Below are 14,257 nucleotides of genomic sequence, written 5' to 3' on the forward strand. Positions count from 1 at the left end.
ATGGTACGGGAACGGGGAGCGGGTCATGGCGCAGGGGCACGGCTGGGAGGGCGCGGTCCTGAAGCTGCTGCGCGCCAAGGACTTCACGTTCACCGTGACCGGCGCCGAGGACGTCACCGCGGCCTACCGCCGGGTGCACCTCACGGACGGCGGCATGCTCGCCGCGTCCGGCGTCCACCCCACCATGTGGGTCCGGCTCTGGTTCGACAACGCGGGCAGGCCCCATCAGCGCGCCTACACCCTGGTCGACCCGGACCCCGCGGCCGGCACCTTCAGCCTGGAGTTCGCGCTGCACGAAGGCGTCGCCAGCGACTGGGCGCGCGACGCGAAGCCGGGCGACACCGTCGAGGCGACCGTGCACGGCACCGGCTTCGCCGACCCCGACCCGGCGCCCTCGCATGTCTTCGCCGTCGCCGACGCCGCCTCCCTGCCCGCCCTCAACTCCCTGCTCGGCGCGGTCGGCGGGGCCCCTGCCACCGTGTGGTTCGAGGGCGAGCGCGACGGCCTCCCGTTCCGCGCGGACCCGGCCCGCCACGACGTACGGGCCGTGCCGCGGCGGGACGCGGGGGCGCACCTCGTCGCCACGGTGAAGGAGGCCCTGCCCGGGCTGCTCGGGCGCACCCCCGACCCGTACGTCTGGATCGCCTGCGACACGGCGACGACCCGCGCCCTGACCGCGTACGTCCGCAAGGAGCTCGGGCTGCCGAGGCAGCGGGTGAACGCTCTGGGCTACTGGCGCCCCTGACCGGCGGGAAAGCCCCCGCGCGCGTCCCGGCGGCCCGCGCGGCATGATCGGGGCATGGACGTCACCCTGCATCTCGCCCAGGACCCGGAGGCCGACGCGCTCCTCGGCCGCAGCCCGCTCGCCGCGCTGGTCGGCATGCTGCTGGACCAGCAGGTGCCGATGGAGTGGGCGTTCAAGGGGCCGCGCACGATCGCGGACCGGCTCGGCACGGACGACCTCGACGCACACGACATCGCCGCCCAGGACCCCGACGCGTTCGCCGCCCTGCTCTCCGAGAAGCCGGCCGTGCACCGCTACCCGGGCTCCATGGCCAAGCGGATCCAGCAGCTGTGCCAGTACCTGGTCGAGCACTACGACGGTGAGGCCGAGCTCGTCTGGAAGGGCGTCGACGACGGCCGCGAACTGCTGCGCCGGCTCCAGGAGCTGCCCGGGTTCGGCAAGCAGAAGGCGCAGATCTTCCTCGCCCTGCTGGGCAAGCAGCTCGGCGTACGACCGCGGGGCTGGCGGGAGGCCGCCGGCGCCTACGGCGAGCCGGATTCCTTCCGGTCCGTCGCCGACATCACCGGACCGGAGTCGCTGACCAAGGTGCGGGCGCACAAGCAGGAGATGAAGGCGGCCGCGAAGGCGGCGAAGGCGTCCCGCGCCTGACGCTTCCCTAGCCCGTGCGGGGGTTTCTCGTCCCAAGGCGATGAACGGCGGAGGGGCCGGGGGGACATGACCTTCCGTGAGCACCGCACGGAGTGGAGCGCGCGGCCGGATCTGGCTGCGGATCGTCGTGCTGCTGCTCGCGCTGCTGGTGCCGGGAGCGCACGCCCAGGCCCACGCCCTGCCGGTGGCCGTGACGGTCGAGGCCGAGGCCGTCGAGCACGACAGCCTCGACACCGCCCTGCGGCCACCGGCCCGCTCCGCCCGCCGCGCGGGCGCCCCTCTCGCGGTCCGGCCGTGCCCGGTGCCGCCCTCGCCGCCGACCCCCGCCGCCGACCGGGCGGTGGGCCGTCCGGTGGCCGCCCCGCACGTCCCGCGCCTCCTGGACACCGTCGTCCTGCGCTGCTGACCGCCCTCCGCGTGAAGGCCCGTCGGCACCACAGGAGGAGCACAGCCATGCCCACCGACCCCTACGCCGTCCTGCGCGCCCTGCTGCGCGCGGAGGCGGCGCGCACCGCTCCGAGGCCCGGGGCACGGAAGAAGGAGCCGCCGCGTCCCCGCGAGGAACGGAGGCGCGGCTGAGACCGGCGCGGCGGGGGCGGCCTTCTCCGGGTCACCGCCTCCGCCGCGCCGTCCCGAACAGGGACCGGGTGATCTCCCGGCCTATCTGGGTGCCGACCGACCGGGCGAGGGACTTGAACATGCCGCTGCCGACGACCTGCTCGACGACCGAGCGGTCCTCGTCCTTCCCGGCCCTGCCACGAGGGGCCTCGCGCCCGCGCTCCCCCTCATCGACGATCTCGTCGGGCCCCTTGCCGGGCCTCCGCTCCCCGGTGATCTCGTCCGGGCCCTTCCCGGGCCGCGGCTCCTGGAGCTTCTCGTACGCGGACTCCCTGTCCACAGCCTGTGCATACCGCTCGCGCAGCGCGGATTCGGTCACCGCCCGGTCCAGCGCACCCGCCTCCAGCGGGCCCATCAGCGACTCGGGGGCCCGCAACCGGGTCGCGGCCACCGGGGTCGGGGCGCCCTTCTCGCTGAGGACGGTCACCACGGCCTCGCCGGTGCCCAGCCCGGTGAGCAGTTCCTCCAGGTCGTACGGCGAGTCGGGGAACGTCTTCACCGTGGCACTGAGCGCCTTCTGATCGTCCGGGGTGAAGGCCCGCAGCGCGTGCTGGACGCGGTTGCCGAGCTGTCCGAGCACCTCGGCGGGTACGTCCTTCGGGGTCTGCGTCACGAAGAAGACGCCGACTCCTTTAGAGCGAATCAGCCGCACGGTCCGCGTGATCGCGTCCAGGAACGCCTTGGACGCGTCGTCGAACAGCAGATGCGCCTCGTCGAAGAAGAAGACCAGCTTCGGCCGGTCGGCGTCCCCGACCTCGGGCAGATCGTGGAAGAGGTCGGCGAGCAGCCACATCAGGAACGTCGAGAAGAGCCGGGGCCGGTCCTGGACGGCGGCGAGTTCGAGGACCGACACCATGCCCCGCCCGTCCGGTGCCGTCCGCAGCAGCCCGGCCGTGTCGAACTCCGGCTCCCCGAAGAAGTCGCCCATGCCCTCCGCCTCGAAGGCGGTCAGGGAGCGCAGGATCACCCCGGCGGTGGCGGTGGACAGGCCGCCGATGTTCTTCAGCTCCGCCTTGCCCTCGTCGGAGGTGAGGAAGGCGACGACCGCCCGCAGGTCCTTGAGGTCGACCAGCTCCAGGCCCTTGGTGTCGGCGTAGTGGAAGATCAGGCCGAGCGACTGCTCCTGGGTCCGGTTGAGCCGGAGGGCCTTGGACAGCAGCACCGGGCCGAAGCTGGTGATCGTGGCGCGCACGGGGACGCCGTGCCCGATGCCGCCCAGCGCGAGGAACTCGGCCGGGAAACCGGTCCCCTGCCACGGCTGGTGCACCTCGGCGGCCCGGGAGCGGACCTTGTCGTTGGGCTGTCCGGGTGCCGCGATCCCCGACAGGTCGCCCTTGACGTCGGCGAGGAAGACGGGCACGCCCTGCGCGGACAGCTGTTCGGCGATGAGCTGGAGGGTCTTGGTCTTGCCGGTGCCGGTGGCGCCCGCGACGAGGCCGTGCCGGTTGAGCATGGTCAGCGGCACCCGGATCTGGGCGTCGGGCAGGCAGGTCCCGTCCCAGAGCAGGGCGCCCAGGTCGAGCGCGGGCCCCGTGAAGGCGTATCCGGCGGCGATCTCCAGGGCCTCCTGCGGGAGGGCGGGGGCACCGGTCCGGGTGCCGGGCGCCGGCGGCGCCGCCCCGGTCCCGGGGGTGTTCCTGCGGTCGCTCATGTCCGCTCTCCCCCACGGCCTTCGCCGTTTCGTCACGTTCTGCCCGATCTTTTCCAGCGTCGCACTCCGTCGCCATGGCTGCGCCCAGAACGTCTCGACCGGTAGGCTTTCCGTGTGATCTTCAAGCGCATCGGAAACGGCCGGCCGTACCCCGACCACGGCCGGGAAAGCACCCGGCAGTGGGCGGACGTCGCTCCGCGCCCGGTCCGCCTCGATCAGCTCGTGACGACCAAGGGCCAACTCGACCTCGAGACCCTGCTGGCCGAGGACTCCACGTTCTACGGCGACCTCTTCGCGCATGTCGTGAAGTGGCAGGGCGACCTGTATCTCGAGGACGGCCTGCACCGAGCGGTCCGTGCGGCACTCCAGCAGCGCCAGGTGCTGCACGCGAGAGTGCTCGAACTCGACTGAGTCCGGGCCGACGCGGCCGGGACCCGTCCGCATTGACCCTTTCGGGTTGGACCGCGCGGCTGCGAATGATCATCTAGTAGGCATTGCCGCCCGGGCGCACTACGCTGCGCCCATGAGCATGCTGACTCCCCCCGGCATGGGTGGCCAATACCGGATCAAGGGGGACAAGTACCCACGGATGCGGCGTCGTCGGCCGCGCGGCAGGCTCGTCCTGCTCGGCGCTGCCTCCCTCGCCGGCCTCGGCCTGGTCGGCTGGGGCACGCTCCAGCTCGTCGACGTCTTCACCGGCGGTGGCGGCACGGCGTCCGCGGTCGGCGCCAAGAGCGACTGCTCGACGAAGGCGACGGCCTCGCCGTCCGCCGCGCCGAAGCTCCCGAAGCCGGACGCGATCACCGTCAACGTCCTCAACGCCACGACCCGCGGCGGGCTGGCGAAGAAGACCGCGGACGAGCTGAAGAAGCGCGGCTTCAAGATCGGCGACGTGGGCAACGCCAGCAAGGAGTACGACAAGAAGGTCAAGGGCACCGGTCTGCTGCTCGGCCCGGCCTCCTCGCTGAACACCTCGCTGCCGGTCCTCGCGACCCAGCTGACCGCCGCCGAGCGCCGCACCGACGCGGCCCGCAAGGGCGCCGCCGTCGATCTGATCATCGGCGACGCGTTCAAGGAGCTGACGAAGAAGGCGGACGCCACCAAGGCCCTGGCCGCGCTGGCCGAGCCCGAGCCGACGCCCGCCTCGTCGAAGAAGGGGTGCTGAGGGGCGCCGTGGCGCCTACTCGGCGGCGCCGTACAGGCGGTCGCCCGCGTCGCCGAGGCCGGGCATGATGTACCCGTTCTCGTTGAGACGCTCGTCCACGGCTGCCGTCACCACCGTCACCGGCGTGCCCGCCAGCTCGCGCTCCATCAGCTCCACGCCCTCGGGCGCGGCGAGGAGGACCACGGCGGTCACGTCGTCCGCGCCACGCTTGATCAGCTCCTGGATGGCCGCGACCAGGGTGCCGCCGGTGGCGAGCATCGGGTCGAGGACGTACACCTGACGCCCGGAGAGGTCCTCCGGCATCCGCGAGGCGTACGTGGACGCCTGGAGCGTCTCCTCGTTGCGGATCATGCCCAGGAAGCCGACCTCGGCGGTCGGCAGCAGCCGGACCATGCCGTCCAGCATGCCGAGTCCGGCCCGCAGGATCGGCACCACCAGCGGGCGCGGGTGGGAGAGCTTCACACCGGTGGTCTCGGTGACGGGGGTCGCGATGTCGACCGCCTCGGTCCGCACGTCCCGCGTGGCCTCGTAGGCGAGCAGGGTGACCAGTTCGTCGGCGAGCCGGCGGAAGGTCGCGGAGTCGGTGCGGCGGTCGCGCAGCGTGGTGAGCTTGTGGGCGACCAGAGGGTGGTCGACGACGTGGAGACGCATGTCCACAACAGTAACCGGGCCCGGTATGCCCGGCGCCCCCACACACGGCAAGCCCGCGGACCGCGGTTCACCCTCGCGCTGGCATCAAACCGCCCGTCGGGGGGAAAGTGGGAGGGACCGCGACCGGGGGTGGTGAGCCGATGCCGAAAGCCGATTCGCCGGCGGACGCCGCGCAGGACGCGCAGGACGCGCCGGAGACGAGCGACGCGGCCCGGCGCCGGCGGCGCGCCCAGTTCCTGCGGGAACTCGCCGAGGCGCGTGCGCTGCGCGACCGGGTCCAGCCGCGCCGCGCGAAGGCGGCCCGGCTGCGCCACGCCATGCGCATGCGCACGTTCCGCTGGTAGGCCGGCGCCCCGGAAGACCGGCCGCGCCGGGCGCCGTTGGGGCCGGGGCGTGCCGGAACACCTGGAAAAGCCGCGTACGATCCGCACGTGGCGGCAACGAGTGCGCTGGTGAGTCCTTCACGGACGCGCTCGCGGACCCCCTCGGGCCACGGCGATCAAAAGAGCCGGACACAGGGAGCCGAAGACGTCCCCTGGACGCCTTGTTTCTGCCACGATTCCGAGTGGGTGGGGCTCGGACCCCGAGCCGTCCCGCCCGTAACCTCCGCCGGGGGGACCCCCAACCGGCACGCCTCAGACCAGTGGGAGAGTCACGGTGTACTTCGCCGCACTGCTCGCGCGCACCGAAGACGGGTGGGAAGCGAGCGACACAGAGCTCGACGATGTGGAGACCCTGTCGGATCTGGCCGACCTGGCCCGTGAAGCCTCGCCCGACGACGACACGGTGCTGGTGCTGATCGAGCAGGAGGACGCCTGGTTCGGCGTCGTCCGGATCGACGGCGAGGAAGACCCCCGTATCTACGTCTCGGACGCCGCCGCCGCTGCCCGCAGCAGTTACGGGGAGATCCTGCTCACCGACGAACTGCTCGGCAGGGAGCCCGGCGACGACGGCGCCGACCTGGACTCCCTCGACCTCGACGGCACGGAGGAGCCCGACGGCGACTCCGACGACGAGGAGGGCGGGGGCGGCGACGCGGTCCCGCACAGCCCCGTGGGCGACAGCGAGATCCTCGACGACCTTGGTGTCGGCGAGAAGGAGCTGAAGTCCCTGGACGCCGAGGACGCCCTCGGTGCGATCGCCGAGGCGCTGGGTGCCTCGGAGGTCCTGGAGACCGTCCGCTGACCTCGCCCGACCCCGTACGCGACCGCTGGCGGGCGGCGATGAGGCTCGCCCTGGACGAGGCCGAGGAGGCCGTCCGGGGCGGGGACGTCCCCGTCGGCGCCGTCGTGCTGTCCGCCGACGGGACCCGGGTGCTCGGCGCCGGGCACAACGAGCGTGAAGCGACCGGGGACCCGACCGCGCACGCCGAGGTGCTGGCGATCCGCCGGGCCGCCGCCGAGCTCGGCGAGTGGCGGCTGACCGGGTGCACGCTCGTCGTCACCCTGGAGCCGTGCACGATGTGCGCGGGCGCCCTGGTGCAGTCCCGGGTGGACCGGGTGGTCTACGGCGCCCGTGACGACAAGGCCGGCGCGGCGGGCTCCCTGTGGGACGTCGTCCGCGACCGGCGCCTCAACCACCGGCCCGAGGTGATCGAGGGCGTCCTCGCCGAGGACTGCGCCCGCCTGCTCACGGAGTTCTTTCGGGACCGCTGAGCCGGGGCCGCTTATCGATTTCTGAGCACGGCCCGGCGTGCTGTAAGGTCTCCCTCGGTAGCGTGTCCGAGCGGCCGAAGGAGCTCGCCTCGAAAGCGAGTGTGGCGCAAGTCACCGAGGGTTCAAATCCCTCCGCTACCGCAGATAGAAGAGGGGTCCCGTTCAGGCGGGACCCCTCTTCTCGTGATTCCGTCTCAGTTTCCGTCTCACTTGCGGCTCGACACCCCTCCTGGCCACGTCAGGAACCAAGAGCTACACGCCGATTCCAGAACAAACACCTACAACGGGACCAACCGCTCGTCATGGACACATCCAGAGTGATGCGGATCACAGGATGGGCCTCTGAGGCCTGACGTTCGGATTTGAATATTACACAGAGCGGAATATTTGCCACGCTCAGTAAGCCCCTGACCTGCGTGAAGCCCGCCGCTTTCACCCTTCCCGGAGCTTCCACGGCGGGCCCCACTTCGACGCAGCTGAAATACGTCGCACTCGCTTAGCGCGCAGCCTCGCCCTTGTGCGGACAAGTTGTGACCGGCGTCACATTTCGAGGTTGGACACCGCTCTGACCTGTGAGCAAGATAGTGGGCGTTCGATGCGTGCGGTCCTTCCCGAGTACCACCGCCACACGCGTGCGAACACCGGGCGATGCAAGGCCAGGAGACCTGCCAACACCCGAAGGCCGGGGCCCCACTTCGAAGCAGCTGAACTGCAACACGTCGCGCAGAAAGATCATGACGATGAGCGGAAGCGGCAAGGCTAAGAAGCCTGTCGGTAAGACCAAGCGCCCCACCAAGAAGACCGCCGAAGGCGGCAAGCCGACTCAGACCCCGAACAACGGCTCGCGCCGGAAGCCGGTGGACACGCAGAACCTGCCCATCCCTGGGCCTCGCGTGCCAGCCGAGACTGCGGGGCCTCTCTTGCCAGCTCCTCTCGACGTGCAGGACCTGTCCGCAGACGGGGATGCGGCACCCCTCGTCCCGTTGGGCAGGTCCCGACTGGCCCTTCGGGCTGCCAGCGCGATCATGACTGGCGGCCAGCTGATCCCGGCCGCCGAGTCTCTAGAACCGGGCCTGCGAGCAGCGGTACTGGTCCTCCTTGTGCTTGACGTTACCTTCGAGGTCACCGCAAGCATCGGGAAGCGAATTGCAGACATCTTCCGATGCGTTCGGCTCAGCCGTGCGTCAGCCACGCGGATCCAGCGAGACAAGGTCAGCGTCTCGGTGAACGCGGTCATCACGGCCTTGCCGAAGCGGCGCAAGCTCAGGATTTCGGGTCGACTGGCGAGTGCCACCCTGATCGCCAGCCAGTGGTACGAGGGCTTGCAGGCCGTGCACGCCGAGACGCTGATCTTCGCCGGCGTAATCCTCGTTGTCGACATCGTCACCGAGATCAGTGGAAGGGTGAGCGAGAAGATGTCACGCTGGATGGAAAAGGCCGTCCCCTTCCGCTACTCCGGCAAGGACGCGGGTTCCGAGGAATAATGCCTCCTCCTTACGTTAGGTCAGACCCCTCCGCGCCCACAGGCGCGGGGGGGATGTCCCCTGTCTCCAATCCCCAGACAGAGACGGATCCTCAGACCGAAGCGTTTCGCCTTTTCTACGAAGAGAATTACGCAAATTTCGTGCGCTTCGCAGCGCGACAGTTGCGCGACACGGAGTACGTCGAAGATATCGTCTCCGAAGTCTTCATCACCCTATGGTCGAAGTGGGACAAAATCGGGGGGAGCGATACCGAAAAGCTGATGTACGGGTACCGTGTCGCCAGAAATAGATGCATCGACGCGCACCGTCGTGATCAACGAGCTCAAGCGTATGTATCAAAGTATCACGAAGGGGCAGATCCACCAGACGAATCCGAACGAGGAACGGTCGAGTCGGCGGAGAAAGTAGCGGTTAGCAACATTCAGGCAGACTCGCTATACAAATCGATGTACTCAGCCCTAAGCGACCGCGAACGGGAAGTCATCCTAATGTATTCTTCGGGCTACAGACCGAACGAAATCGCAAAGCGTTTGGGCACCAGTGCGGCAACGGTTCGCACATACATCCTCCGATCGCGAAAGAAGTTGCGGCGCTCTCTCGCCCGGAGCAACCCGGACGTTTTGCAGTACCGCTGACGTTCCTTCTCGATCCCTGAAAGGTAAAGGGCGACCCTCCACCGGTCGCCCTTTACCTTTTCCTAGCTAGTTACACCACCGATATCGCTGCTATTTCAGGTAGCGTTTCCGATATCCCAAATGAGCCCGTCTACCTGTCGAGCGACGTCACTGCGGACGGAGTCCACCATGTGTTGGTACCGCGCGGCCATAGCCGTGGTCGACCACCCCATGAGGCCCATGACCGCCCGTTCCGAGACTCCGAGGATCAGCAGCACCGTGGCGGCGGTGTGTCGGGCATCGTGCAGCCGGCCGTCCCTCACTTTGGCGTCGGTCAGCAGTTCCTTCCAGTCGTCATAGTCGGTGCGGGGCGGGGTGCCACGTCCGTCCGGCGTAGCGAACAGCCAGCCCTCATCCGCCCACTTCTCCCCTGCCGCCGCACGTTCGGCCTCCTGCTTCGCGCGGTGGACCCGGAGTAGTTCAACGAGCTGTGCGGGCAGACCGACCGACCGTCGGCCAGCGCGGGATTTTGTGTCGGCCGTCTCCGGGTTGGTGCGTTGGCGCTGCCGGCAATATCCAGCCTTTCGGCCGCAGGTGTCGCCGCATCCGTGGGCGTATCGCGGGCGGCGCCGGCTACGGCGAACCATCAGCACTCCGCGTTCCATGTCCACGTCGGCCCACTTGAGGCCCAGCGCCTCCCCCTGTCGCAGACCGAGGGCGAGAGCGACGGCCCAGCGAGCGGAGTTGCGCCGGTCATCGGCGGCGCGCAAGAGCCGCTTGACCTCCTCGACAGTGAACGGCTCGATTTCCTCCTCACTGACGCGGGGCGCCTTGGCAAGCTGCACCGGGTTGCGGCTGAGGTGGCCACGCCGGACCGCCTCATTGAGCGCAGTGCGGAAGGTGCGGTGAATCTGGTGAATCGTGCCCGCCCGCCGGCCGTCCGCCTGCATTCGCCCGTAGAAGCGCTCGATGTGCTCCGCCCCGAGCTTGTCGAGACGGTGAGCCCCGAGCGCGGGGATCAGGTGCTTCCGCACGGCGACGCCGTAGCCGACCATCGTGTTCTCGTTGACGGCGAGCGGGGCGATGGTCTCGACCCAGTGAGTCAGCCACGCTTCGACCGTCCAGGCGCGCCCCGCCTTGCGCACCGACCCGCCGTCACGCTGCTTCTCCAGCTCACGGACCGCCGCCGTCACCTCAGCGCGGGTCTTGCGCTCAACGTGGCGGCGGTCCGGTCGGCCGTCGTCACGGATGCCTACGGTGACGCGGCCGTGCCACTTGCCGTCCTTGCCCAGGTAGATGGAGGAGCGGCCGTTCGGCTGTCGTGTGCGCTTCTTGTCCTCCGCCACAGGCGGACTCCTTCGAGTTGAGGTGAAAGCAGCCGGGGCACCACCCGATGAGGCGGTGCCCCGGTACGGGACGGATCAGGCGGCGCGCTGCTCGGCGCGACGGCGGGCGAGGTAGGCGGCCGGTGCGTCGGCAGGGACGCGCCGTAATCCGCCGATAGTCAGGGACTCCAGCTCGCCGGTGCGGATGAGGGCAAAGCAGGTCGTACGCCCGATACGGAGGCAGCGTGCGGCCTCTTCGACGGTCAGGAGCACGGGAGCCGGCTCGCCGGCAACAGCATGGGGGGTGATCTCCACGGCAGCGGTGCTCATGGAAGGTCTCCTCTAAGGACGGTCCGTCGGGGGGTCCCTCTGAGGGCCGCTACTTCCGCTACCGCCGCTACCGCGCAGGTCAGGGGCCTGTTCGGGGTAGCGGGATGGGGTAGCGGTAGCGGCGGGGTAGCGGCAACCGGGGCCGGTTGCCGCTACCGCATTTGTGCTGGTCAGGCTGCGTTTTCGGTGCCGGGTAGCGGAGGTAGCGGACTTTCCGGGGGTGGGGGGCAGTAGCGGGCCCACGCGTCCCGCAGATCGGCGGCGTAGTAGCCCTTGAGGACGCTCCCGGCGGCCTTGATGTTGCGGGAGGTGATCGGCTCGTTGTCCGCCGTCATGTACTCCGCGAGCATCCGTGACAGGCGCCGGTTGTCGAGCGGCTTGCCGTGCAGGTCCGCCCACGGGGCGTCGTCCAGGGCGTTGAGCCGGTCCAGGATCGCGACGGTGGGCAAGCGGTCGATGCCGACCAACACGTGATCGCGCAGGTCAGTCAGTAGCCGGACTCCGAGGCTTCCTTTGTCGTTGGCTTTGGATGCGGTGACCAGGACGACGCAGGCTTCGCGGGCCCGGTCGGGCCAGTCCCCGCCCGCTGCGTCCGCGATCGCGAGCAGCGGTTCCCATACGTCGGCGGGCCGGTCCGTGACGCCTTCGGGCAGGGCCGGCCACACGTTCATGACGCGCTCGCTGACCTGCTCGGCCCATGTGGCGAGCCGGTCGCGCAGGGCGAAGCCTTCCTTTTCGTGGATGCGGGTGCGGTAGGGCTCGATCGTCTCGTTGCGGGCCCTGCGGCGCATGCGGATGTTGACGGAGCGGTCCCGGATGGTGTCGGGCAGGTAGCCGAGCCCGGCCACGGCGACGGCGGCGAAGGAGTGGAACGCCTGCACGGTCTGGTTGGCGCCGTCTCCCACGCACCGGAACATCGGCCGGTTGCGGCGGTGGCCTGCGTTGATGAACCCGCGGAGCTGTTCGTTCTCCCCGGCCTTGGGGCCGAAGATGGTGTCGATCTCATCGAAGAGGATCGTGGGCCGTTTGCCGTCGACCCCGGCCACCGCGCGGAAGAGCGCGGCGGCGGAGGCGTCGACAGCGGCCATCGGGTTGGGCACGAGCGTTTCCACGATTTCCAGCGCCCGCGACTTCCCGGACCCGGGTTCCGGGGACAGGAACGCGAGACGCGGGGTGGACTCGAAGCAGTCGAGCAGGTGGGCGTGCGCGTCCCACAGGACCACGGCCACGTAGGCGGCCTCGTTGGGGAAGACGTTGAAGCGGCGGTGGAAGGCTTCCACCTCGTTGAGCAGCGCGGCGCCGTCGATGCGGTCGGTCATGCGGCGGCCCTCCTTTCGGGGGGTGCGGCGGGAGCTCCCGTGCAGGCGGATCGGTGGGCGTCGTACTCGGCGACGAGCGCGACCACGTTCTCGGGGCCGGTGGCAGCGCCGGTCAGCCCGCAGCGGCAGGCGTAGCCGGCGGTGGGCAGGGCGCCGGGGCGCGTCGACCAGCGGGCGCCGTCGTAGTGGTGGCGGTAGACCGGCGGGGCGGAGATCCGGATACCTGGCGCATCCGGGGTCGGGTCGCTACCGGGCCGGGCGGTGGATCGGTTCGGACGAAGAGCAGTTGGGACGCCCTTGCGGGCGGCGCCTTTCGGCTCGCCCACGGCCGGTGTGTCCGCAACCTGTGTAGCGTCCGGCGGGCCGTCCGGGGTGATGGGGATGCTCTTCAGGTGGGGGCGGGAACGGGTGCTCATGCCGTCGCCCCGCTGCGGCTGTTGTGGGTGATGGACCAGTTGAGGGCGCTGCGCAGGGTGGAGCGGCACTCGGACGCGGACAGTCCGGTCGCCTCGCCTGCCTCCTGAAGAGCCTGTTCAACCAGGTGCCGGGGGAGGTCGCCCCACGCGACGAAGCGACCGAGAGCGCGGGCGGCCCGGAACAACGCCGCTTCCCGCGTGCCGTGTTGGGCGGTGGCGACGTTCCGTGTCTCGTTGGCGAGCGCTACGTCCGCGTATCGGCGTGATTGCCCCGCTACGGCCACAGAAGGGGCCTGAGCGGGCTTGGGGGCGGGTTGCAGGGCGCTTTGGAGCCACGACGGCACCGGAACCGTCTCAGGGGCGCTCAGGGCTTCGTACTGTCCGGCGGGCAGGATGCTGCCCGCAGCGACGACGTATCCGCCCCACCCACGGGTGTCCACCGATTCGGCGACGGTGCCCGCCGTGGAGCCGATGCGGACGCCTGCCGGGGCGGTGAAGTACAGGTGGGTTCCGCCGCTGGTGGTCCGCACCCGGTAGGTGTCGGGGACGGCCTGTCCGGCGCGCTCGCAGAGCGCTCCAAAGGTTGCCGCGCCGTCAGGCGCGTCCGAACTGCCCTTGTGCTCTGGCGTGTCCAGGTCGACCACGACCAGCCCCGAGGGGCCAGTGGCGATGCCGACGTTGAACGGGGCCCGCGACCACGCGGCCCGGATGCGGTCGGGGTCGGTGGTGGCGCGCTGCTCCCACTTGCGGTGTCCGCCGGCGCATTCCCCGGTGCGGGTGCAGGACTTCTCACCGTGCAGGGCGGGCCGCTTCGTGCCGGGCCGCAACGGGAAGACGTGCCAGCCACGCGCGGCGGCGTCGAGCGCGGCGGTCAGCAGGTGCTCGCTCATGCCGCCACCCCCATCAGTGTCCGGGCGAGGAAGGCGCGGCCGATGAACTCGGTGTAGGCGGGCGGGATGGCCTCGGTCAGTTCCTCACGCACGTCGGTCCAGTCGATGCCCATCGCGGCTTGCAGCTCCGGGACGCTGGGTTTGCCGCCGCCGTTGCCATAGGCGGCGACGTAGGGGCCGTCGTAGAAGCGGCCGTGGCGGTAGCCGCGCACGCGGCCCCGGTGCGGGACATGGGCCGGCTTCTCGACGCTCCAGCCGCCCAGCTCGAAGTTGCGGTGACGGATGACTCCGAGACCGAACATCTCTCCGCACAGGGTGAGGTCTTTACGGATGTCCGCGCGGCCGTTGGGCTGCTCGATGACGTAGGGCAGGCCGGTTCGTTCGAGCAGGGCCCGGGTCGGGGCCACCAGGTCCACGTGGGTTCCGCCCCATCCCTGCGAGGCGTTCGTGCCCACGGTCAGCGCACATCCGTGCTGGCAGGGCGGAGAGGCGTGCACGAACGCGTACCGGCGGATCTCACCGGTGGCGATCAGGTGGGCGAGGTAGGCGAGCGCGTCACCCCGGTGGTACGGGAAGGGGTAGTTCGGACGGTCGGCGATGTCGCATCCGTCCACTGCGAACCCGGCTCGCGCCAGGCCGGTTCCGGCGCCGCCGGCGCACGAGTACAGATCCAGTGCGCGTGGCCGTAAGGCACGCTCTCGCCGGATGACGATGGGTTGGGTCATGCTGGATGTCTCCAGTTCCTT

19 protein-coding genes and 1 tRNA gene are annotated in these 14,257 nt (G+C 70.2%); 12 read left to right on the plus strand and 8 right to left on the minus strand.

What is annotated here, in order from left to right:
- Positions 1-25: 25 nt before the first annotated feature.
- The 4 genes from DC008_RS16620 (at position 26) to DC008_RS36250 (ending at position 1,972) form a co-directional block, all read left to right on the plus strand.
- A complete protein-coding gene (locus DC008_RS16620) occupies positions 26-745 on the plus strand; it encodes a siderophore-interacting protein (protein WP_108707651.1) in 720 nt (239 codons plus the stop codon).
- A 54-nt stretch (positions 746-799) separates the two neighbouring features.
- Positions 800-1,393 carry an HhH-GPD-type base excision DNA repair protein gene (locus DC008_RS16625; RefSeq protein WP_108707652.1) on the plus strand — a complete coding sequence of 198 codons (594 nt, stop codon included), beginning with the start codon at positions 800-802 and terminating at the stop codon, positions 1,391-1,393.
- A 76-nt stretch (positions 1,394-1,469) separates the two neighbouring features.
- Positions 1,470-1,799 carry a hypothetical protein gene (locus DC008_RS35710; protein ID WP_208646145.1) on the plus strand — a complete coding sequence of 110 codons (330 nt, stop codon included), beginning with the start codon at positions 1,470-1,472 and terminating at the stop codon, positions 1,797-1,799.
- A gap of 47 nt (positions 1,800-1,846) precedes the next feature.
- Positions 1,847-1,972, plus strand: coding sequence for a hypothetical protein (locus tag DC008_RS36250; protein ID WP_267146085.1), 126 nt, complete (start codon positions 1,847-1,849; stop codon positions 1,970-1,972).
- 31 nt (positions 1,973-2,003) lie between these two features.
- Here DC008_RS36250 and DC008_RS16635 read toward each other — a convergent pair whose 3' ends face one another.
- Positions 2,004-3,662 carry a helicase HerA-like domain-containing protein gene (locus DC008_RS16635; RefSeq protein WP_108707653.1) on the minus strand — a complete coding sequence of 553 codons (1,659 nt, stop codon included), beginning with the start codon at positions 3,660-3,662 and terminating at the stop codon, positions 2,004-2,006.
- A 114-nt stretch (positions 3,663-3,776) separates the two neighbouring features.
- Between DC008_RS16635 and DC008_RS16640 the strand changes: the two genes are divergently transcribed.
- On the plus strand, positions 3,777-4,073 hold the full coding sequence (locus tag DC008_RS16640; RefSeq protein WP_003999914.1) for a type II toxin-antitoxin system VapB family antitoxin: 297 nt from the start codon (positions 3,777-3,779) through the stop codon (positions 4,071-4,073).
- 112 nt (positions 4,074-4,185) lie between these two features.
- A complete protein-coding gene (locus tag DC008_RS16645) occupies positions 4,186-4,827 on the plus strand; it encodes a LytR C-terminal domain-containing protein (RefSeq protein ID WP_235073239.1) in 642 nt (213 codons plus the stop codon).
- Positions 4,828-4,842: 15 nt separating this feature from the next.
- Here DC008_RS16645 and upp read toward each other — a convergent pair whose 3' ends face one another.
- Complete coding sequence (gene upp, locus DC008_RS16650) at positions 4,843-5,478, minus strand: uracil phosphoribosyltransferase (protein WP_108707655.1); 636 nt, start codon at positions 5,476-5,478, stop codon at positions 4,843-4,845.
- A gap of 140 nt (positions 5,479-5,618) precedes the next feature.
- On the opposite strand from upp, the gene DC008_RS16655 reads away from it, so the two are divergent.
- The 6 genes from DC008_RS16655 (at position 5,619) to DC008_RS35445 (ending at position 9,252) form a co-directional block, all read left to right on the plus strand.
- Positions 5,619-5,822: a hypothetical protein gene (locus tag DC008_RS16655; RefSeq protein WP_108707656.1), complete on the plus strand. Its 204-nt coding sequence runs from the start codon at positions 5,619-5,621 to the stop codon at positions 5,820-5,822.
- A gap of 313 nt (positions 5,823-6,135) precedes the next feature.
- Positions 6,136-6,663 (plus strand): tRNA adenosine deaminase-associated protein, encoded by a 528-nt coding sequence (locus tag DC008_RS16660; protein ID WP_055625259.1) that lies wholly within the window; start codon positions 6,136-6,138, stop codon positions 6,661-6,663.
- A gap of 38 nt (positions 6,664-6,701) precedes the next feature.
- Positions 6,702-7,133 (plus strand): tRNA adenosine(34) deaminase TadA, encoded by a 432-nt coding sequence (tadA, locus tag DC008_RS16665; protein ID WP_235073242.1) that lies wholly within the window; start codon positions 6,702-6,704, stop codon positions 7,131-7,133.
- A 56-nt stretch (positions 7,134-7,189) separates the two neighbouring features.
- Positions 7,190-7,274: transfer RNA gene (locus DC008_RS16670), tRNA-Ser, on the plus strand.
- 599 nt (positions 7,275-7,873) lie between these two features.
- On the plus strand, positions 7,874-8,617 hold the full coding sequence (locus DC008_RS35440) for a hypothetical protein (RefSeq protein ID WP_164492315.1): 744 nt from the start codon (positions 7,874-7,876) through the stop codon (positions 8,615-8,617).
- A gap of 53 nt (positions 8,618-8,670) precedes the next feature.
- Positions 8,671-9,252: an RNA polymerase sigma factor gene (locus DC008_RS35445; protein ID WP_164492316.1), complete on the plus strand. Its 582-nt coding sequence runs from the start codon at positions 8,671-8,673 to the stop codon at positions 9,250-9,252.
- A gap of 95 nt (positions 9,253-9,347) precedes the next feature.
- On the opposite strand, the gene DC008_RS16680 is transcribed toward DC008_RS35445, so the two are convergent.
- From DC008_RS16680 to DC008_RS16705, 6 genes are all read right to left on the minus strand, one after another.
- Positions 9,348-10,577 carry a tyrosine-type recombinase/integrase gene (locus tag DC008_RS16680; protein WP_108707659.1) on the minus strand — a complete coding sequence of 410 codons (1,230 nt, stop codon included), beginning with the start codon at positions 10,575-10,577 and terminating at the stop codon, positions 9,348-9,350.
- A 75-nt stretch (positions 10,578-10,652) separates the two neighbouring features.
- Entirely contained in the window at positions 10,653-10,886 is a 234-nt protein-coding gene (locus DC008_RS16685; RefSeq protein WP_108707660.1) for a helix-turn-helix domain-containing protein, read from the minus strand.
- Between the two features lie 170 nt (positions 10,887-11,056).
- A complete protein-coding gene (locus DC008_RS16690; RefSeq protein WP_108707661.1) occupies positions 11,057-12,205 on the minus strand; it encodes a DUF3631 domain-containing protein in 1,149 nt (382 codons plus the stop codon).
- Positions 12,202-12,621, minus strand: coding sequence for a hypothetical protein (locus DC008_RS16695; RefSeq protein ID WP_244221365.1), 420 nt, complete (start codon positions 12,619-12,621; stop codon positions 12,202-12,204). The genes DC008_RS16690 and DC008_RS16695 overlap by 4 nt, the downstream gene beginning before the upstream one ends.
- Positions 12,618-13,511, minus strand: a complete 894-nt coding sequence (locus DC008_RS16700; protein ID WP_108707662.1) for a bifunctional DNA primase/polymerase — start codon at positions 13,509-13,511, stop codon at positions 12,618-12,620. Before DC008_RS16700 ends, DC008_RS16695 begins: the two co-directional genes overlap by 4 nt.
- On the minus strand, positions 13,508-14,236 hold the full coding sequence (locus DC008_RS16705; RefSeq protein WP_108707663.1) for a DNA cytosine methyltransferase: 729 nt from the start codon (positions 14,234-14,236) through the stop codon (positions 13,508-13,510). The genes DC008_RS16700 and DC008_RS16705 overlap by 4 nt, the downstream gene beginning before the upstream one ends.
- Positions 14,237-14,257: the final 21 nt, after the last annotated feature.

The organism is Streptomyces nigra, assembly GCF_003074055.1.
Classification (GTDB): domain Bacteria; phylum Actinomycetota; class Actinomycetes; order Streptomycetales; family Streptomycetaceae; genus Streptomyces; species Streptomyces nigra.